General features: G+C 69.0%; 15 protein-coding genes and 1 other annotated feature. Of the genes, 3 read left to right on the top strand and 12 right to left on the bottom strand.

Features of this window, described 5'->3' with window-relative positions; translation table 11 throughout:
- Positions 1–159 precede the first annotated feature (159 nt).
- From BI335_RS12300 to BI335_RS21980, 8 genes are all read right to left on the bottom strand, one after another.
- The gene (locus BI335_RS12300; RefSeq protein WP_094431276.1) at positions 160–978 is read right to left on the bottom strand and encodes a tyrosine-protein phosphatase; all 819 of its coding nucleotides are present in this window, start codon (positions 976–978) and stop codon (positions 160–162) included.
- A gap of 36 nt (positions 979–1,014) precedes the next feature.
- Entirely contained in the window at positions 1,015–1,968 is a 954-nt protein-coding gene (locus BI335_RS12305) for an IS481 family transposase (RefSeq protein ID WP_094431508.1), read from the bottom strand.
- Between the two features lie 574 nt (positions 1,969–2,542).
- A complete protein-coding gene (locus BI335_RS12315) occupies positions 2,543–3,673 on the bottom strand; it encodes an NAD(P)/FAD-dependent oxidoreductase (protein ID WP_172421886.1) in 1,131 nt (376 codons plus the stop codon).
- Positions 3,674–3,816: 143 nt separating this feature from the next.
- Positions 3,817–4,119, bottom strand: coding sequence for a putative quinol monooxygenase (locus BI335_RS12320; protein ID WP_094404398.1), 303 nt, complete (start codon positions 4,117–4,119; stop codon positions 3,817–3,819).
- Positions 4,116–4,685 carry a type 1 glutamine amidotransferase domain-containing protein gene (locus tag BI335_RS12325; RefSeq protein ID WP_094404397.1) on the bottom strand — a complete coding sequence of 190 codons (570 nt, stop codon included), beginning with the start codon at positions 4,683–4,685 and terminating at the stop codon, positions 4,116–4,118. Before BI335_RS12325 ends, BI335_RS12320 begins: the two co-directional genes overlap by 4 nt.
- A 1-nt stretch (position 4,686) precedes the next feature.
- Complete coding sequence (locus BI335_RS12330) at positions 4,687–5,853, bottom strand: glutathione-independent formaldehyde dehydrogenase (protein ID WP_094404396.1); 1,167 nt, start codon at positions 5,851–5,853, stop codon at positions 4,687–4,689.
- 147 nt (positions 5,854–6,000) lie between these two features.
- Positions 6,001–7,235, bottom strand: a protein-coding gene (locus tag BI335_RS12335) for an IS3 family transposase (protein WP_411266757.1) whose coding sequence is annotated in 2 segments (ribosomal slippage) — positions 6,001–6,956 and positions 6,956–7,235 — 1,236 coding nt in all. Because the reading frame shifts where the segments join, the coding sequence is not laid out codon by codon here.
- Positions 6,839–6,963, bottom strand: a sequence feature (AL1L pseudoknot). Its footprint overlaps the gene before it by 125 nt.
- Before the next feature lie 285 nt (positions 7,236–7,520).
- Complete coding sequence (locus BI335_RS21980; RefSeq protein ID WP_229119585.1) at positions 7,521–7,916, bottom strand: TroA family protein; 396 nt, start codon at positions 7,914–7,916, stop codon at positions 7,521–7,523.
- Here BI335_RS21980 and BI335_RS12345 point away from each other — a divergent pair.
- Together BI335_RS12345 and BI335_RS12350 are read left to right on the top strand one after the other, a co-directional pair.
- Positions 7,909–8,121 (top strand): iron chelate uptake ABC transporter family permease subunit, encoded by a 213-nt coding sequence (locus tag BI335_RS12345; RefSeq protein ID WP_324252833.1) that lies wholly within the window; start codon positions 7,909–7,911, stop codon positions 8,119–8,121. The two genes, BI335_RS21980 and BI335_RS12345, sit on opposite strands and share 8 nt — an antisense overlap.
- Positions 8,118–8,891 (top strand): ABC transporter ATP-binding protein, encoded by a 774-nt coding sequence (locus BI335_RS12350; RefSeq protein WP_094431284.1) that lies wholly within the window; start codon positions 8,118–8,120, stop codon positions 8,889–8,891. Before BI335_RS12345 ends, BI335_RS12350 begins: the two co-directional genes overlap by 4 nt.
- Here the strand turns inward: BI335_RS12350 and BI335_RS12355 are convergent.
- Both BI335_RS12355 and BI335_RS12360 read right to left on the bottom strand, forming a co-directional pair.
- Positions 8,885–9,259: a hypothetical protein gene (locus BI335_RS12355; protein WP_094431286.1), complete on the bottom strand. Its 375-nt coding sequence runs from the start codon at positions 9,257–9,259 to the stop codon at positions 8,885–8,887. The genes BI335_RS12350 and BI335_RS12355 overlap by 7 nt on opposite strands.
- A gap of 17 nt (positions 9,260–9,276) precedes the next feature.
- On the bottom strand, positions 9,277–11,151 hold the full coding sequence (locus BI335_RS12360; protein WP_094431288.1) for an alpha/beta hydrolase: 1,875 nt from the start codon (positions 11,149–11,151) through the stop codon (positions 9,277–9,279).
- Between the two features lie 165 nt (positions 11,152–11,316).
- Between BI335_RS12360 and BI335_RS12365 the strand changes: the two genes are divergently transcribed.
- Positions 11,317–12,708 (top strand): DUF2079 domain-containing protein, encoded by a 1,392-nt coding sequence (locus tag BI335_RS12365; protein WP_094431291.1) that lies wholly within the window; start codon positions 11,317–11,319, stop codon positions 12,706–12,708.
- A gap of 78 nt (positions 12,709–12,786) precedes the next feature.
- Here the strand turns inward: BI335_RS12365 and BI335_RS12370 are convergent, their stop codons facing one another.
- Together BI335_RS12370 and BI335_RS12375 are read right to left on the bottom strand one after the other, a co-directional pair.
- Complete coding sequence (locus BI335_RS12370) at positions 12,787–15,747, bottom strand: YhgE/Pip domain-containing protein (protein ID WP_094404389.1); 2,961 nt, start codon at positions 15,745–15,747, stop codon at positions 12,787–12,789.
- Positions 15,747–18,515, bottom strand: a complete 2,769-nt coding sequence (locus BI335_RS12375; protein WP_094404388.1) for an MMPL family transporter — start codon at positions 18,513–18,515, stop codon at positions 15,747–15,749. Before BI335_RS12375 ends, BI335_RS12370 begins: the two co-directional genes overlap by 1 nt.
- Between the last annotated feature and the right edge of the window lie 73 nt (positions 18,516–18,588).

Raw genomic sequence — 18,588 nt, forward strand, 5'->3', positions numbered from 1 at the left:
AGTCGAAGCCACCCGAGACGCTCATCGAGTAGCAACCCCGGCAGAGCGAAGCGGCGCCGGGGTTGCGTGTCGAGATGAGGCCACCGCCACGCCGGGCTCTGCCGGGACCACGTCCTCTCGACACGGCCGCAAGCGGCCTACTCGAGGACCGTACGCGGGTCAGTCGCACAGCTTGCCCCGTAGCTTCGCGGTGTCCGCGGCCGTCCAGCCCAGGCTTTCCAGCATCGGCTCGATCCCGCCGTGCTCGCGGTCGGCGTACGCCAGGAAGGCGCGCATCGTCTCGGGCTTGGTGAGGTGGGAGTCGATGTCGCGGCCGTCGAGGTTTTCCCGATAGGTGTCGGAGCCGAGCAGTCGTTCGATGATCTGCGGCATCCGCTCGGAGGAGGCGGCGTAGTCGGCGATCACCGCGTCCTCCTCGGCGCCGGCCAACAGCAGCGCCAGCGCCACCGTGGTACCGGTGCGGTCCTTGCCGGCGGCGCAGTGCACCAGCGCGGCGCCCTCGGCGTTGGCGATCGCGCGGAGCGCGGCGAGCACCGACTCGGGTCGTTCGGCGAGGAAGGACAGATAGGTGGAGGCGAACGCGTCATCGACGGTGACTGTCGGCTTCTTGCCGGCGAACGGCAGCGCGTCCCCGGGGAGCTCCTGACCGGCCCCGTCGGTGTTGTCCGGCAGCACATCCTCGGGGTCGTTCTGATCGCGGGCGTCGTAGCGCTCGGGGATGAACGAGTAGTGGTGGATCCGGACCCGCGGGTCACCGACCAACGGCCCGTCACCGGTGTGGTGCACCTCGTACGCCGAGCGCAGATCGATCACATCGGTCAGCCCGAGCTCGATCAACCGGTCGACGTCGGCCGGGGTGAGGTCCTGCAGATTATCGCTGCGGAGCAGGCGATTCGGGCGGATCTGACCGCCGTCGGTGGTCGGCGTACCACCGACATCGCGGGCATTGACCAGGGAATCGAACTCGAGCCACGTCACGACCGTGATCCTAGGTGTACTCGGCCGGGAGGTTGGTTACAGACGGCTGATTGGTGGGAGGCCGTTGAGTGCTGTGTGGCGTCGTCGAGTGTTGTAGAACTCGAGCCAGGGCGCAAGGGCGTTGGTGCGTTCGGTGTTGGAGGTGAAGACCTGGCGGTAGGCCCACTCGGTGGCCAGGGTCCGGTTGAACCGTTCGACCTTGCCGTTTTGCCAGGGGCAGTGGGGTGTGATGAACAGGTGTCGGGCCCTCAGCGCTGCGATGACCTCGGCCACCGCGTGGGATCGGCGGTAGGAGAGGTGGTTGTCGGTGAGGACCCGTTCGATTCGGGGAATCCCTTGGGTGGTGAAGAACGCGGCGGCTCGTTGCAGGAATCCTGCGCAGGTGGGGCCTTTCTCGTCGGGCAGGATCTCGGAGTACGCGAGCCGGGAGTGGTCATCGACCATCGAGTGGACGTAGTCGTAGCCGATCTTGGTCGTGCGGGGCCGGGCTCCGCGGCCGTGGGCCTTCCAGCCCCCACCGTCGGGGATCTTGCCGATCTTCTTCACATCCACATGGACCAGCTCCCCGGGCCGCTCGCGTTCGTAGCGGACCGCGGTGCTCTTCGAGGCGCGGATGACCTCCCCGGTGAGCGGGTCACACTCGCGCAGGTAGGGCATCTGGTGGCGGCGCAACACCCGGGACACGGTCCGGGCTGGGACGCCGAGCTCGGGGCCGAGCCAGTCCTGGCCTCGGCGTTCGGTGCGGCGGGCAGCCACGATGGCGTCCTCGACCTCGGCCGGGGTCTGGTTCGGGCAGTGGTGCGGGCGTGAGGACCGATCCCGAAGACCGGCCACGCCCTGGGCCCGGTAGCGGTTGATCCAGCGGTGTGCGCACTGCCGCGACACCCCTTGGGCCTTGGCGGCGTGGGCGACGGCCCAGCCCTGTTCACAGACCCGCTCGATGAGCAGTTGACGGCCTCGTTCGTTGAGGCGGGCGTTACGGTGGGACATGAAGACCTCCGGCCGGTCGATGACGTAGACACTCACCACCGCACCCGGAGGTCTTCCTCACGTCAACAACCGACCAGCAGTGTCACCAACCTCCCGGCCGAGTACAGCTAGCTGCACCCACCGATGAACACCGACTCTCACAAGTCGTGGATCACTCCTAGGGGTCCTGCCACTCACCCACTCGCCGACCTTGATGCTTGCGTACACCACTCACAGTGGGATTCAGAGGACGGTCCCCACCGGGTCCTGCCACCGGATCGCCGTCGCCATGCGGCGCACCAGAACCCGGATGTTCCGTGCGGCTCGGTCCAGTGGGGCGGCGATCGGGGCGATCTCCTCTACGGCACCGCGCCGCCCGCGCCGCAGGGGCGAATGCCGGACGACGGCCAGACCCTCGCGGGTGGCCGAGCTGACCCGCACCGCCGTACACCGTGCCGTGCAGCCGGATCGCGGCAAAGCCCGCTTTTGGGCGGCACGAGCAGCCATTCGAAGCGTGTCGGGTAGATCCGCTCACTCCGGGGGGCCGCATGATTCACCCCAGCTGGCTGAGGGCGGCACCCGTGGGTCACATCAGCTAGTCCTGGGCCTCGCCGAGGCGCGCTTCGGGCGTGAGCTCGGCGGAGAGACCGCCGCCGGTCGCAGCCCGGGCGAGGGCGCGGCCCAGCGATGGTGCCTGCTTGAACAAATTGTGCCCGGCCACGAAGAAGACAGAGCCTGCCTCCCACACGGCCACGCCGTCCTCACTCCACGGGAGGTCGGTCACCCAGCAGTGGAGGAAGTCGCGCGGCTCTGGGTGGAGGCCGGGCAGCGCCCGTGCCACGTAGTCGCGTGCGCGTTCGTCCAGTGATCGAATGGCCGCAGGGTCGATGAAGGTTCCGTCGTTGCGGACGCCGACGGTCTCGCTGAGTCCGACGGAGTAACTGCTGTTGCCCGGTAGTGGCGTCGCGTAGACGCCGACTTCGCCGAAGACGCCGCTGCTGTCCTGCAGGCACGCGACTCGTGCCGGGGCGGTGGCTTTCACGTCGAAGGTCAGGCGTACGTGTGCGGCGAGGCGAACCGGCAGCGACAGGCCGATGCTGCGTGCCAGGCGGGCGGTTTCGCGGCCGGCGCACACGACCACCTTGGAGTAGGCAGCCCGGTCGGTGACGCTGCGCACCTCGACCGTCCCATTGGTGCGGGGTTCGATGGAGATCACTTCTCCGGTGGTGACGGCGTCTCCGAGGGCACCGACGAGCGCCCTGATCGCGGCACGGGTGCGGATCGCGCCGCCGGACTCGTCGAGCACCGCTGGCCCCGAGTACTCCGCAAGCAGCGGCATTCGCTGGGCGACCCCGGCTGGATCGAGCTCGTGCGCTTGCACGCCGCCGACCTGGTCGAGCACACGGAGCCGTGCCAGTGCGCTGTCGCCGATCGCCACGACACCGTCTGATGAGATCAGCTCGACGCCGAAGTGGTCAGCCCACTCATCCCATACGCCGCGGCTCTCTCGCGCGAACGCCGCGAGCCGCGGGTCGTCGTGAGCATGCCGGAAGATCCGCGACTCGCCTGCGGACTGACCCGTGCCGGGCAGACCGGCCTCGTACAGGCGCACCGGTACACCTTGCTCTCGCAGCGCGTACGCCGTGGACAGGCCGACGATCCCTCCCCCGATCACTGCTACCTCGGGTGATCGCGTCGTGGCGACGCTGTTGTCAGGTTTCGTCAACGAGGTTCCCTTGTCTATCTGTTGGGACATGCGATAGGCACAAGAGAAGGGGCCGCTGCGACGCCGTCAGCGGGCTGGGCAAGCCCGAAGTTGGCGTGAGCAGCGACCCCCTCCTCTATGGCCAGTACTCCCGGTCTGTGGTGTCAGGCGGGGAGCTTGGAGGCCAGTACGTCGAGCTTCTCGATCGTGGGTTCGGAGAACAACGTGCCGGTCTGCTCGCCAAGAGCTACCGCTACGGGGCCGGACAGGTGGGCGTCACGTCCGGCGTCATCGGGGAATACGTCGAAGATCCCGAACGAGGACGGCCCGAGGCGGATCGCGAACCACGCGGTGGTCGCCTGCTCTTCCTCGACAAGCGCACGACCGCTGTCAAGGAACTCCCTCACGTCGTCCTCCTTCCCGGGCAACGCGTCAAACCTGACCAGCAGTCCCTTGGTCACACTCATGACTTCTCCTCTTCCTGTTTCGGGGTGCCCGCGAGTTGGGTCACTATTGCGTCGGAGAACGCAGACAGGTCCTCCGGCGAACGGCTGGTGATGAGATTTTTGTCGACCACCACGTCTTGGTCGACGACGTCGGCGCCGGCGTTGCGCAGGTCCGTGCGAATGCTCGGGAACGACGTCAGGGTACGACCGGTAACCACGCCGGCCTCGATCAACGTCCACGGCCCGTGACAGATCGCCGCCACTGGCTTGCCGCTCTCGACGAAGTCGCGGACGAAGGAAACGGCGTCCTTGTCGACCCGGAGCTGGTCGGGGTTCACCGTGCCGCCGGGCAGCAGCAGGGCGTCGTAGTCGCCCACCGAGGCGTCGGCGACCAGCCCGTCGACAGTGAACGCGCCCGCTTCATCCAGGTCATTCTCACGGGCCTTGATCTCGCCGTCGTGGATCGAGAGGACCTCGGTCCGAGCGCCGGCCCGGTCCAGTGCCTCTCGGGGCTGCTCAAGTTCGACGCGCTCGACCCCGTCCGCGGCGAGAATCGCGACCCTCCTGCCCTGGAGATCCGCTGCCATATTAGTTCGCCTTCTTTCCGCTCGACATCCCGGGCTTGATGACGACCTTGGTCCAACCCTCAGACCTGGCGTCGAAGTTCCTGTAGGCGTCGGCAGCCTGCTCCAGCGAGATCTCGTGGGAGACGATCCAGGACGGCTTCGCCTTGTCAGCCGCAATCAGATCCCGCAGCCGGCGGTTGTATCGCTTGACCGGGGCTTGACCGGTTCCCATGGTCTGCCCCTTGAACCAATGCATGCCGAAGTCGATTGCTGCCTTGCCCTGCTTGGCCAAGTCGCTCTTGGCCCCCGGATCCTGAGGAATGAACACGCCGACGGTGCCGATCCCGCCGGTGAAACGAACCGCGTTGATAAGCATGTTCAGCGTGGCAGCAGTGTCTTCGTTGCCCTGAGGATCGTGTGCCTGATAGCCCACGCACTCGCAGCCACGGTCGGCACCGAGCCCCATCGTCTCGTCCAACACAGCCTGCACAGGATCGGTCTTGGAGTCGTCGATGGCGATCGCCCCGATCTGCTCGGCCAGCGCGAGCCGGTCGGGGTGGCGATCGACCACCATCACCTTCGAGGCGCCCTTGATCGTCGCGGACAGGGCAGCCATCAGCCCCACCGGTCCGGCCCCGGCGATCACGACGCTGTCGCCCGGGATCACGCCAGCCATCTCGGTGGCGTGGTAACCGGTTGGGAAGATGTCGGAGAGCATGACGTAGTCGTTCTCCTTCTCCTGCGCGTCCTCACCCAGACGCAGCGCGTTGTGGTCGCCGAAGGGCACCCGGAGCAGCTCCGCCTGCCCGCCGCCGTACGGGCCCATGTCTGCGAACCCGTAGGCCGCACCGGCGAACGACGGCTCCGGCTGCGTCGTCAGGCAGTAATTCGTGAGCCCGCGCTCGCAGTTCTTGCAGAACCCGCACGAGATATTGAACGGCAGGACGACCCGGTCGCCCACCTTGACCTTCTCCACGCCCTGACCGACCTCAACCACCTCGCCCATGTTCTCGTGACCGAACGTCCGGCCCTTTTCGAAAGAGGTCCGCCCCTCATACATGTGCAGGTCCGAGCCGCAGATGTTGGTGGTCGTAACCTTGACCAGTACGTCGGTGGGTCGCTCGATCTTCGCGTCCGGAACATCCGTGACCGCGACATCGCGAGGTCCCTGATAGACCACAGCCTTCATGGTGAGTCTCCAATCATCGTGCTGGTGAACTTCCAACCTTCTCAGATTTTCAGTGGGACGTCGGAGAGTCAAGTGAGTCCCATCGAGTGAGCCCCATCAAGCGGGTTGGCAGGATTTCCTTGGTTTGAATCGCCCTGGGTTTTGTTCCTAGGGTTTTCCGTGGCTGGCGATTGCCAGCCCGGATGATTCGTGGTCAGCGTAGTACGCCGCCTCGACTTCGGCTGGGGTGCGGAGGTCGAGCTCGCCGTGCAGCCGCTGGTTGTTCCACCACCACACGTATTCGAGGGTCGCGATCTCGACTTGCTCGACCGTGCGCCAGGGGCCTTGGCGGCGGATCAGTTCGGTCTTGTAGAGCCCGTTCACGGCCTCCGCGAGGGCGTTGTCGTAGCTGTCACCGACGGTCCCGGTCGACGGTTTCGCACCAAGCTCGACGATGCGATCTGTGTAGACCAGCGACATGTAGTTCGACCCGTGATCGGCGTGATGGACCAGCCCGTCGAGGTTCCCTCCAGCACTCCAGGCGGCCATCTCGAGCGCCTGGAGCGGCAGGATGTCGGCTCGCAACGTCGCCGCGACGTTCCAGCCCACGATGCGACGAGAGAACACGTCAACGAACGCGACGTACGCGAACCCGGACCACGTCGCGACGTACGTGATGTCGGCGACCCAGAGTCGGCGCGGGGCATCCGCAGTGAACCGGCGGTTTACGAGGTCCGTGGGCCGTTCCAGGGCAGGGTCGGGCGTGGTGGTGAACACCTTCTTGGATCGCTTCACCCCGCGCACTCCGGCCAGCCGCATCAACCGTCCCGTCTGGTCGCGGCCGATCTCCCACCCTTGCCGGCGCATCAGAGCGTGCATCTTCCGCACCCCGTAGACGGCGTAGTTCTCACCGTGCAAGCGGACAATCTCGGGCACCAACAGCTGGTCGTGCAGCGTCCTGGCGGACGGGGTGCGGGTCTTGCTGGCCCGGTACCCGCGGGCGGTGAGGAACCCACTGTCTGTCGCACTGATCGTGCGACAGATGGCCTCGACCCCGAAACGATCCCGGAACATGTCAACGAACCGGATCATCTCGTCGTGGGGCGGTCGAGTTCCGCTGCGAAAAACGCGGACGCTGCCTTCAGGATCTCGTTCGCGCGGCGCAGCTCAGCGTTCTCCCGCTTCAAGCGTTTGATCTCCGCGAGCTCGTCGCTGGTCACGCCGGGGCGCGTGCCGGCATCGACCTCAGCGCGGCGACGCCACTTGCGTAGCGTTTCCGGGCCCACGCCGAGCTTCGCGCCCACGTGCCGGATCGCCGCATACTCGGTCTCGTGCTCAGGCAACGCGCCCTCAAGCATCCGCAACGCTCGCTGCCGGAACTCCGGCGGAAATTGACGGGGCATGATCCATCCTCCCAAACAAGGCGGAACAAAACCCAGGACGATTCAGAGTTGGCTTCGACTCGTCGCTGCGCTCCTCGCTCAGCCGGCGTACCCCGTGTAGCCAAGCTCACGCCGTCGACGACCAGACCCCAGTTCTACACGATGTAGAGTTCCGGCCGTGTCAACGCTTCGCATGCTCCCCCCGATCGTCCTGCTCTCCTCCCTGGCCCTGCTCGGCGCTGGCTGCGCCGATACCAGCAAACCGGCAACAGCCCCGACCCCACAGCCCTCGATGGGATCGATGAGTCATCCCCCGAAGGCCAAGGTGGCGAGCTCGCGGACGTAGTCGTAGGTCTGCTCGATGCCGGTCACGGCCTGGTTCGCGGGATCGCAGGAGACGTAGGAGTCGATTCCGTTCTGCTGCAGGATTTCCGGGGTCGGCGTACCGTCGAAGCCGCCGAGCTCGAAGGGGGAGATCCCGGTGACCAGCTCGGGCCGCGCGGCCAGCACGGCCTCCTGGTTGCCGCGACCGGGATCGATCACCGGAACGGCATTGAGTTGCTGCTCGATGGGGTTGCCGGCGAAGGCCTTCTTGAAGTCGGGGGCCGCGGTACCGACGATCTTGTCGCCCACGCCGAGCTTGACCGGGGCCGCGGTCTCGGTGAGCGGCGCGATCGGGTTCGTCGGGCTGGTGGTGCCCAATGTCGGCCGGCTGCTCGTCGGCGCCGATCATCGCCGGCTGGTGCCCTGCGCCGCACTGCTCGGGGCCCTGCTGCTGGTCTGGGCCGACACCGCCGCGCGCACCGTGCTCGCCCCCACCGAGGTCCCGATCGGCATCCTCACCGCCGTCGTCGGCGTCCCCGCCTTCGTGCTGGCGATCCGCCGCCAGGTGGTTGACCCGCGATGACCACCGTCAGCTTCGACCGGATCGATGCCGCCCGGGGCCGCCGCCCGGTGCTGCGGGAGGTCTCCTGGCAGGTCGACAGTGGCGGCTTCGGCGCGGTCGTCGGCCCGAACGGCAGCGGCAAGTCGACCCTGCTCGGCACCCTCTACGGCGTGATCAGCCCGACCGCCGGGCGCGCCCTGCTCGGCGATACCCCGATCACCGCGCTCTCCCCGCGCGCCCGGGCCCGCCGGGTCGGCGTACTCACCCAGAACGACGCCGCCGGCGCCGGTCTCACCGCAGCCGAGCTGATCACCCTCGGCCGCGCCGCCCATCTGGGCACCTTCGGCCGACTCACCGAACCCGACCGGACCGCCGTGCATCGGGCGGCCGAGCGTGCGGAATGTCTTGCTCTGTTGGATCGGCCGCTGGTCACCCTGTCCGGCGGCGAGCGTCAGCGGGTGCTGCTCGCCCGCGCCCTGGCCGCCGAGCCGGAGGTGCTGGTGCTCGACGAACCCACCAACCACCTCGACCCGCGGCACCAGTTGCTGGTACTCGACCTGGCCCGCGCCTCCGGGTGCACGGTGCTCGCGGCGCTGCATTCACTGGATCTGGCGGCGGCGTACGCCGACACGGTGCTGGTGCTCGACGCCGGGCGGGCCGTCCGGGTCGGGCCCCCGGCGGCGGCGCTCACCCCGGACAGCGTGCGCGAGGTCTTCGGCGTACACGCCTCCCACGTCCCCGACCCGGACACCGACCGGACGCGGATCCTGGTGCGCCGGGTCGCTCACTGAAGCCGATCGGCCAGCAATCGAGCGGCCGCGATCTCTGCCCCGGCAGGGAATCCGCGGGGCAGCACCAGGGTCAGCACCGCCCGGCCGTCGGCGGCGACGGCCTGCCGGGAGCCGGGCAGCGCACCGTCCACCACGATCACGCGGACCGGCGGCTCGTCGAGCACCATCGTCAGGTGCCCGACCCGCGCCGCGGCATCGAGCAACCCGTCGAACACCGCCCCGGCGCCGGCGCCGGGCACCGCGAGATCGGCCAGCAGCACCCGGTCGTCATCGAACCAGATGACCTCACCTGCTGCCTGCCGCTCGCGGCGACCCGGCGTACGCCCCAGAGCCTGCGTCAGCTCGTGGTCGCTCAGCTCCGGAATCACGAGCCGCCGTTTCAGATTCAGCGCTTCGGCAGGGCCGCGGCACTGGCCTGTGCCGTGGTGGCGTCATCGCCCGGCACATCGGGGATGCCCGCCTCGCGGCGCAGCTGGGCCACCAGTTCGTTGGCCTGCTTCAGTTCCTCGGACTCCATCTTGAAGCCCTTCATCTTGCCGGCCGGGTTGATCGTGCCACCCACGTTGTAGGTGTAGATCTCACCGGGCAGCGGAACGCCGACACAGCCGGTGCTGCGCCTGGCCGGCAGCTGCCCGTCGACCAGCCAGGTCAGCGCCGGCTTGTCCACGCATTCGGTGCCGTAGGGGAAGACACCGTGCGATCCCTCGTTGTCGATCAGCACCGACCTGGACTTCTTGAACTTCTTCATCGACGCCTCCGCACCCTCATAGGCGGTGGCGGCATCGAACTCCGACTGCAGGAACAGCACCCCGGGGATGTCCTTGTCCTTCAGCTCGGGGAAGCCCTTCTCCTGCGCCGGCCAGAACGCGCACGCCGGGATCGACTGCAGCATCCCGGTCAGCGGCGCCCGCTTGAAACCGTCGGTGAGCTTCTGCTCCCACACGTTCAGGTCGGTGGTCCACTGGCCGTCCTGGCAACGGATCGCCTCGAACGCGCCGTCCTCCTGCTTGAGGTTCGGCGTACCCTCGGCGACCGCCTTGCTGGCGGTGCGGTATTCACCGAGCGCCTGGTCGAGGTTGGCGTTCGCGATCTGCCGGGCATCGGCCGAGATGTCCATCCTGGCAAGGTTTTCCCGCACCTCGGCGAGTGCCACCGGCACCCGCTGCTGCGCCTTGGTGCCGTAGGGCAGCCGGAAGTCCTCCCGCTCGGTCCCGGTGGTCCGGTTCGACAGCGCGGACAGGATCGCGCCGGCCGCCTCGTACTGATCGGTGGAGTACATCGCCTGGATGACGGTGTTCGCACCGAACAGCAGGTTGAAGTAGTTGTCGAAACCACCGGCGGCCTCGAACTTGGTCCGGGCCTCCATCGAGGTGGTGCCCATCTTGTACTTGTCGTTGTGACGGGCCAGGTAGGGCAGCATCATGTCCTGGAACTGCCGGTCCCGGGTGCCGGGCTGCAGATCCCAGGTGCGCTCCAGGGTGCCGGTGGACATGTCCACCGAGGAGTCGAGGATGAACCGGTCGGTCTTCGAGGGGAAGGTGGCGGCGTACGAACCCCCGAGCCAGGTCCCGTAGGAGTAGCCGATGTAGTTCATCTTCGGCTCCCCGAGCAGGTGCCGGATGAAGTCCATGTCCAGATTCGTCTGGCGGGTGGTGATGAACGGCGTCAGCGGGTTGTTCAGGCAGCCGTCGGCGTACTTCTTCGCCGCCTCGGCCTGGGTGCTGGCGTTCGCGTCGTAGGTGCAGACCAGTCGGGTGGACTGGCCGACGCCGCGCGGGTCGAAACCGATGGTGTCGTAGACCGCGCCGACATCGGGCGAGCGCTGCTGCATGGCGGCCGACCAGCCGAGCCCCGAGCCGCCGGGCCCGCCGGGATTGATCAGCATGATGCCGCGGCGTTTGGCCGGATCCTTGGCCCTGACCCGGGAGATCTCGACGGTGATGGTGTTCCCGTCCTTGGCGCGGTACCAGTCCCGCGGCACGGTGACGGTGGCGCACTGCAGGCCCGGGGTCGCCAGCAGCCGGTCGGCGGTCGCCTTGGGCAGGTCGGGGAACTTGCAGGTCTTCCAGGCGAGCTGCTGGTTGCGCAGCTTGGCGTCGACCAGATCGGCGACCTGGGGTTCGCTCCGGCTGGGCGGGGCGGCCGGCGCCGCGGGCGCGGTGGCCACGGCGCCGGTGACGAGCAGCAGGGCCGAGCCGGTCAGGCCGGCGGCGATCCGGGTGGCACGGCGGTGTGCCGGTGGCTGGGGTGATGGGCGCATCTGTTCTCCTGTGGGGCTGGGGTCCGGCCAACGTAGTGAAAGCGGTGGCCGGCGGGAACAGAGATCGAACGGCGCCAGACGAAAGTACTGGTTTGGGCGGTGACCGCCGACTTTGCTTTACTCAGCGGGACCGGAGGACCGGTCGGGGTGTGGGAGGACGCGGGGATGATCGACCGGATACGGCAGCGAGTGGGCGCCCAGCCGCTCAGCGCGGGCTGGCTGGCCGTCGGCGCCTTCGCCGTCTACACCCTGCTCTCCACGCTGCAGTGGCGCCGCTACGAATCGCCGTCGTGGGACCTGGGCATCTTCACCCAGGTGGTGCAGCAGTACGCCCGGCTGCAGCCGCCGATCGTGCACATCAAGGGCGCGGACTACAACATCCTCGGCGATCACTTCCACCCGATCCTGGCGCTGCTGGCGCCGATCTATGCGGTCTTCCCCTCGGCGTACACGCTGTTGCTGCTGCAGGCGCTGCTGGTCGCGATCTCGGTGTTCTTCATCGCCAAGACCGCCCACGAGCAGCTCGGCGCCGCGGCCGGCTGGCTGATCGGGCTGGCGTACGCCATCTGCTGGGGCGTCCAGCAGGCGGTGGTGGTGCAGTTCCACGAGGTCGCGATGGGTGCGCCGATCCTGGCGATCGCACTGTGGGCGCTGCTGCGGAAGTCCTGGCTGACCGCGGCGATCTGGGGCAGCCTGCTGGTCTTCGTCAAAGAGGACCTGGGGCTGACCGTCCTCGTCTTCGGCCTGGTGCTGGCCTGGCGCTCGAAGCGCTGGATCCTCGGTGGCGCGGTCGCCGCCTGGGGCCTGGTGATGTTCGTCCTCACCACCAAGGTCTTCCTGCCCGCGCTGAACCCGAACAGCCAGTACGACTACGACAAGTACCTCGATATGAGCCAGGTGCTCGCCGACCCGTTCGGCAACCTCGCCGAGATCCTCACCAACGACAAGAAGATGGCGACGGTGCTGCTGCTGCTCGCCTGCACCGGGTTCTTCCTGCTCCGCTCCTCGCTGGCCTGGCTGGTGCTGCCGACGCTGGCCTGGCGGTTCCTGTCCAACAACGAGGGCCACTGGGGCCAGACCTGGCACTACTCACTGATGCTGATGCCGATCGCGTACGCCGGCGCGGTCGACGGGATCGCGAAGCTGCGGGAGTCGGGGGTGCCGTTCCTCAGGGCGTACGCCCGGCACGGCGCAGTGGTGGTGCTCACCTTCGCGCTGGCGATCTTCAACCAGTTGCCGCTGTTCGAGCTGCGCAACCCCGAGCAGTGGAAGACCGACGGTCGGCAGGAGTCGGCGCAGAAGGTGCTGCAGCTGGTACCGGCCGAGGTGACCGTCGGCACCGACGTCTCGCTGATGGCCTATCTGACCTCCCGGCGCGACGTCTACTACATCGGCCAGGACGGCAACCCGGTCGAGGACTATCTGGTCGTCGACACCATCGGTGGCGGCTGGAGCGGCCCGATCGACGTCGTCAGCTACGGCGGCCAGATCCACCCCGGTACCCGCTATGAGAAGGTCTTCGACGAGAACGGCTACCAGGTCGCCCGCCGCCTGTGACCACGCTCATCGAGTAGCTGACCCGGCGCAGCGGAGCGGAGCCGGGTCAGCGTGTCGAGATGAAGGCGGCCAGGTCGCTCAGGCCGTCCTCGTACGTGGCACCAGCACCGGCGCCACCCGGCTCCGGGCCACCGCGAGCGCGGAGGCGGCCAACCCGATCACCAGCCAGAGCATCGTCATCCCGACCGCGTCGGCCAGTCCGGTGCCGTCGGTCATGATCGTCCGGATGCCCTGCAGCACCGGGGTGAGCGGCAGGAACGGGGTCACGGTGTCGAAGAACGCCGGCACCGCCGAGGTCATCCCGGCCGCGGCGACGAGCGTCACCATGACCACCGAGACGAGCCGGCCGAAGCCGCCCCACCAGGCCGCCAGTGCATGGTTCAGCACCGCGAACGTCGCCCCACCGAGCAGCATCAGCAGCAGTACGCCGAAGGTCTGGCCCGCGGAGAGGCCGAGCACGAGCTGCCCGACCGCGGTGAGCGCGAGCGCCTGCACGGCGGCGATCGCCACCCCCGGCGCCAGTGCCAGCCCGACGAGCTGCCAGGTCGGCCGGCGCGAGGTGAGCACCCGCGCGGAGACCGCGCGGACCACCAGATAGGTGGCCAGACCGCCGAGCCAGAGCGCCAGCACCATCAGCAGCGAGGTGGCGGTGGCCTGCGCGACCAGCTCCGGGGTGCCGTTGCCGGCGACCGGCTGGGCGACGACCTGCTTGAGGTTGTCCCGCTCGGCCGGGGAATAGCTGGGCACCTTGTCCGCACCCTCGGCGACCCCGTTGGCCAGCTCCCGCTGCCCGTTGGCGAGCTGGCGGCCGCCATCGGCCGCCTGGGCGAGCCCGTCGCTGAGCTGGGCCCCGCCGGTGGCGAGCTGGTCGGCACCGGGCTTCAGGCCGGTGTTCACCCCGTCGGCGAGCTGGCGGGCGCCGGTCGCCGCGGTCCCGATGCCGTCCACGTACTGCCCGACCCCGTCGGAGAGCTGCCGCAGACCCGGCGCCAGCTGCGCCACCCCATCGGTGTACTGCGTGGTGCCGTCGGCGAGCTGGCGGGCGCCGGCGGCCGCGGACCCGATGCCGTCCACGTACTGGCCGACCCCGTCGGAGAGCTGCCGCAGACCCGGCGCCAGCTGGGAGACCCCGTCGGTGTACCGCTTCGTCCCGTCGGCCAGCTCGCGGAGCTGGGCGGCCTGGGTGGGCAGGCCCTCGAGCTGCGGCAGGGTCCGGTCGACGACCTGGTTCACCCCGGCGACGTAGCCGGTCAGCCCGGGCGCGAACTGCGCGGCACCGTCGGCGGCGCCGGTCACCCCGGCGAAGTAGGCCGCGCTGCCGTCCCGGTAGGCGGTCGCACCGGTGCGATACTTCGCGACGCCCTGCTGGTACGCCGCAGCGCCCTGCTGCAGTTCGCTCACACCGGGCCGCAGCTCCTGCACCCCGGCCCGCAGCGGGGCCGCGGCGCCGCTCAACCGGTCGGCGCCGTCGGCGAGTTGCCTGCCGCCGGCCGGGAGCTGCGCACCGCTCTCCACGAGTCGGTCACCGCCGGCGGTGAGCGTCCGGCCGCCCTGGACGAGCTGGGTGGAGCCGGCCGACAGGGTGCCGGCCTGCTTGCGCAGGGCCGCCTTCTCGGTATCGCTCATCTGGTCGTAGGCGCCGCTGGAGATCGCGGTCAGGAACTGCTGCAGACCCTGGTCGTAGGTCTGCACCGCGGAGGCGTACTGGTCGACGCCACCGGCGAACTGCTTGGTGCCGTCCACGTACTGGTTCACCCCGGTGCTGTAGCTGCGGGCGCCACCGGCCAGTTCGTCGAGTCCGCCGGTGAAGTCGTCGACGCCGTCGACGAGTCTGGCGGTGCCGTCCACCGACTTCGAGGTGCCGTCGGCGAGCTCGGCGGCCCCGGTGCCGAGGCCCGCGGCACCGTCGGCCAATCCGACCGCGCCGTCCTGCACGGCGGGGGTGTTCTGCTTGAGCTGCTGCAACCCATCGTTGATCCTGCCGAAGCCGTCGGTGAGTGGCTGGCCACCGGCCCGCAGCTGTTCCAGACCGGCCTTCGCCTCGGGCGCGCCGGCCGCCTGCTGCTCGATGCCGGTGGCGACCTGATCGACCCCGGCGGCGATCTGCGGCCCGGCCGGGGCGAGCTGGGCGGCCCCGTCGGCCGCCTGGTTGGCGCCGGTCTTCAGCTGCTGGCCGGCGGTCCCGGCCTGCTCCAGACCCGTCGCGAGCTGGCTGGCCCCGTTGGCGAGCTGCGGGCCGTTGGCGGCGAGTTGGCCCGCCCCGTCGGCCGCACGGGCGGCGCCGGTCTTCAGCTGCTGGCCGCCGGCGTGGGCGGCGGCCAGGCCGTCGGCGAGCTGCCCGGCCCCGGTACCGGTCTGGCCGACCCCCTCGGCGAGCGAGCGCTGCCCGTCGGCGAGCTGCTTGCTGCCGTCCCGGGACTGGTCGAGGCCGTCGGCCAACCCGGCGCCACCATCGGCGAGCCGGGCGGTGCCGTCGGCGAGGGTCTTGAACTGTTCCCCGGACTGGTTGAAACCGATGTAGACGTTGTCCAGGTAGGTCTCGGTGAGGGTGGTGTTCAACTGGCCGCGGGCGGTCTCGGCGATCACCTGGGCGACCCCGGCATCGGCGACCCCGGCCGAGGTGGAGGTCTGCACCGTGATCCGGGCCTGCTGCGCCCGATCGGCGTCACGGGCATAGGAGGTGGCGTTGGCCGAGAACTCCTTCGGGATGGTCACCACCGCGGCATACCGGCCGGATTCCAGCCCGGCCTTCGCCCCGGCCTGGTCGGCCAGCACCCAGCGGAAGTTGTCGTCGCGGCGCTCGGTCAGCCCGGCGGCGAGCTGACGGCCGAGCGGGACCGGCTGCCCGTTCACCTCGACCATCTCGTCGTTGTTCACGACCGCGGCCTCGACGCGGTGCAGCCGGCTCTGCGAGTTCCAGGTGGCGCCGAGGAAACCGAGCGCCACCAGGATCGGCACCAGCAGCACCCCGATGATGGACCACAGGCGAACCGGACGATCGGTGCCGGCACGTTCCAGATCGAAGGTGCGCGTACGCATCAAAGCTCCTGCTTTCCGTTGCTGGGAACGAGTTCTGCGGGTTCGGCCGCAGCGGGTGGGGCCAGGGTGAAGGCGTCGAAGCCGCGCGGGGCCAGGTCGGCGACGACGTCGATGTCGGCGACCCCGAGGATCACCCCGGGGCGGCGCTGCCCATCACCGACCTCTTCGATCAGGCTGGCGATGGCGGCGCGCTCGTCGTGGTCACCGACCGCGTCGGCGCCGTCGACGATGATCAGCTCGACCTGCCGGTCCCGCAGGGCGGCGGTCAGGTCGTTTCGTACGGTGCCATGCCGGCCCTCGACGAAGGCGACCTTGCGGCGTACGCCACCGGCCTGCTCGGGCAGCACCAGACCGGCCACCTTGATCCGGCCGTCGACCGCCCGGACCCGGCCGGCCAGGCCGAACAGCGTCGGGGTGCGCACCTCCGGTTCGCCCTCCAGCACCAGCACCTGCCCGGGCGCCAGATGCAGATCGGCCGGTGCGGCGATCGGACCGTGGTGGTCGCGTACCCCGTAACCCTCGGTGCGCACCACATCGGTGCTGCCGGGATGGGGCCAGTCGCGCAGCGCCAGCATGTGCTCCAGCGCCTCGCCCTCGACGTCGAAGGACGGCAGCCGCCGATCCAGCCAGCGCGGCAGCCACCACGCGCGATCGCCGAGCAGCGCGAGCACCGCCGGTACCAGGGTCATCCGGACGATGAAGGCGTCCACCGCGACGCCGACCGCGAGGCCGAAGGCGATCGGTTTGATCGGTCCCTCGCCGTTGGGTACGAAGAAGGCGAAGACCGCGAACATGATGACCGCGGCGGCGGTCACCACCTTGGCCGAGCCGATGAAGCCGGTTTCGATGGCATGCCTTGCCCGGTTGGGATTGCGGGGATCGCCGTGGACGTAGTCCTCGCGCATCCGGGAGACCAGGAAGACCTCGTAGTCCATCGCGAGCCCGAACAGGATGCCCATCAGCAGGATCGGATAGAACGAGATCACCGGCATCGGCTTCTCGAGATTGATCAGGTCCTTGCCCCAACCGTAGCTGAACACCATCGCGGTGGCACCGAAGGCGACGCCGACCGAGAGCAGATAGCCGATGGTGGCCTTGATCGGGACCGCGATCGAGCGGAACACCATGGTCAGCAGGATCAGCGAGAAGCCGACGACGAAGATGCCGAAGGGGAGCAGCGCGGCGGCCAACCGGTCGGTGATGTCGATCTGGATGGCGGTGATACCGGTGACCGCGGTCTCGGTGCCGTAGCGCTGCTGCCACTGGTCCTGGTTGTCGCGCAGGGTCTGCACGAGCTGTTTGGTGGACTCATCGGTCGGCCCGCCGGTCGGGATCACCTGGATGAATGCGGTGTCGGCGTTCGGATTCGGGGTGGCCACCGGTACCGAGGCGACGCCGGGCAGCTGCTCGATCTCGCGCTTCAGGTCGTCGACCAGGCCGAGCGGGTCGGTGGACTGGATGATGTCGGCGGTGACGATCAGCGGGCCGTTGTAGCCGGGTCCGAACTTCTGCTCGATCAGATCGTAGGTGATCCGGTCCGGGGCGGTCGCCGCGTGCTGACCGGAGTTCGGCAGGGACAGCCGCATGTCCTTGGCCGGAACGGACAGTGCGCCGAGCGCGACCAGCACGAGCACGATGGTGACGATCGGGGCGCGGGTGACCAGGCGTACCCAGCGGGCCCAGATGCCGCGCTGCTGCCGGGCGGCCAACGCCTCGTGGTCGATCTCGCCGCGGGCGTGCCGGGGCCGCAGCCGTTCACCGAGGAAGCCGAGGAAGGCCGGTACCAGGGTGAGCGCGACCAGCACCTGGAAGGCGACGGTGATCGCGGCGAAGATGCCCATCGCGCCGAGGAACGGGATCCCGGACAGGGTCAGCCCGACGAGCGCGATCACCACGGTCAGTCCGGCGAAGACGACCGCCGAGCCGGCGGTGGCGACCGAGCGGGCCGCGGACTCCTCGACCGGCATGCCGCGGCCGAGCTGGTCGCGGTGCCGGGAGATGATGAACAGCGCATAGTCGATGCCGACGGCCAGGCCGAGCATCAGCGCGAGCATCGGGGTGGTGCTGCTGAGTGAGGTGAAGCGGGTCGCGAACAGCATCGGCGCCATCGAGACGAGTACGCCGATCAGCGCGGTCGCGATCGGTACGAACCCGGCGACCACGCTGCCGAAGGTGAGGATCAGCACGATCAGCGCCAGGCCGACGCCGACGGCCTCCACCGCGGAGAGCTTCGGCACCTCGATCGAGAACGCCTCGCCGCCCATCGCGACGGTGCTGCCCGGTGGCATCAGCTGCTGGATCTCGGCCGCCTGCTCCTGCAGGTGTTCGCGTTCGGCGTCGGTGATCTCGCTGGCGTCGGTGCGCTTCAGCGAGACGTTGATCATCGCGGCGCTGCGGTCGGGGTTCACCATCCCCTTGATGAACTCGTCGAAGGGTGAGGTGGCGTTGTCCACCAGGTTTGAATTCTGTGTGAGCACGTCGATTCCGCGCTCGATGCCCTGGCGCACCTGCGGATTGTCGACGGTGTCGCCGGGTGGGGCGATCACCAGCACCGTGGCGCGGACACCGGCCACCTCGGGGAAGGTCTGCCGGAGCTGGGTCAGCGCCTCGGCCGCCGGGGCGCCCGGGATGTCGAACTGGTCGGAGAACTTGCCCATCGTGGCGCCGCCGAGCCCGACCAGCACCACCAGCGCCGCCAGCCAGCCGACCAGCACGCGCCGCCGCAACCGGAAGCACGCGTGGCCCAGACCGTAGAGGAAGGAGGACACCCCGACACCTTTCGATACAGATGTGTATGCGATACAGGACTGTATCCGATACAGTAGTGTACGCAAATCCGAC

The sequence above is a fragment of the Enemella evansiae genome (assembly GCF_002250705.1).
Classification (GTDB): Bacteria; Actinomycetota; Actinomycetes; order Propionibacteriales; family Propionibacteriaceae; genus Enemella; species Enemella evansiae.

Bases quoted from the DNA above. Each gene is read 5' to 3' on its own strand.
- BI335_RS12305 (WP_094431508.1), bottom strand. From the start codon at position 1,968: ATGTCCCACCGTAACGCCCGCCTCAACGAACGAGGCCGTCAACTGCTC.
- BI335_RS12320 (WP_094404398.1), bottom strand. From the start codon at position 4,119: ATGAGTGTGACCAAGGGACTGCTGGTCAGGTTTGACGCGTTGCCCGGG.
- BI335_RS12325 (WP_094404397.1), bottom strand. From the start codon at position 4,685: ATGGCAGCGGATCTCCAGGGCAGGAGGGTCGCGATTCTCGCCGCGGAC.
- BI335_RS12330 (WP_094404396.1), bottom strand. From the start codon at position 5,853: ATGAAGGCTGTGGTCTATCAGGGACCTCGCGATGTCGCGGTCACGGAT.
- BI335_RS12350 (WP_094431284.1), top strand. From the start codon at position 8,118: ATGACCACCGTCAGCTTCGACCGGATCGATGCCGCCCGGGGCCGCCGC.
- BI335_RS12360 (WP_094431288.1), bottom strand. From the start codon at position 11,151: ATGCGCCCATCACCCCAGCCACCGGCACACCGCCGTGCCACCCGGATC.
- BI335_RS12365 (WP_094431291.1), top strand. From the start codon at position 11,317: ATGATCGACCGGATACGGCAGCGAGTGGGCGCCCAGCCGCTCAGCGCG.
- BI335_RS12370 (WP_094404389.1), bottom strand. From the start codon at position 15,747: ATGCGTACGCGCACCTTCGATCTGGAACGTGCCGGCACCGATCGTCCG.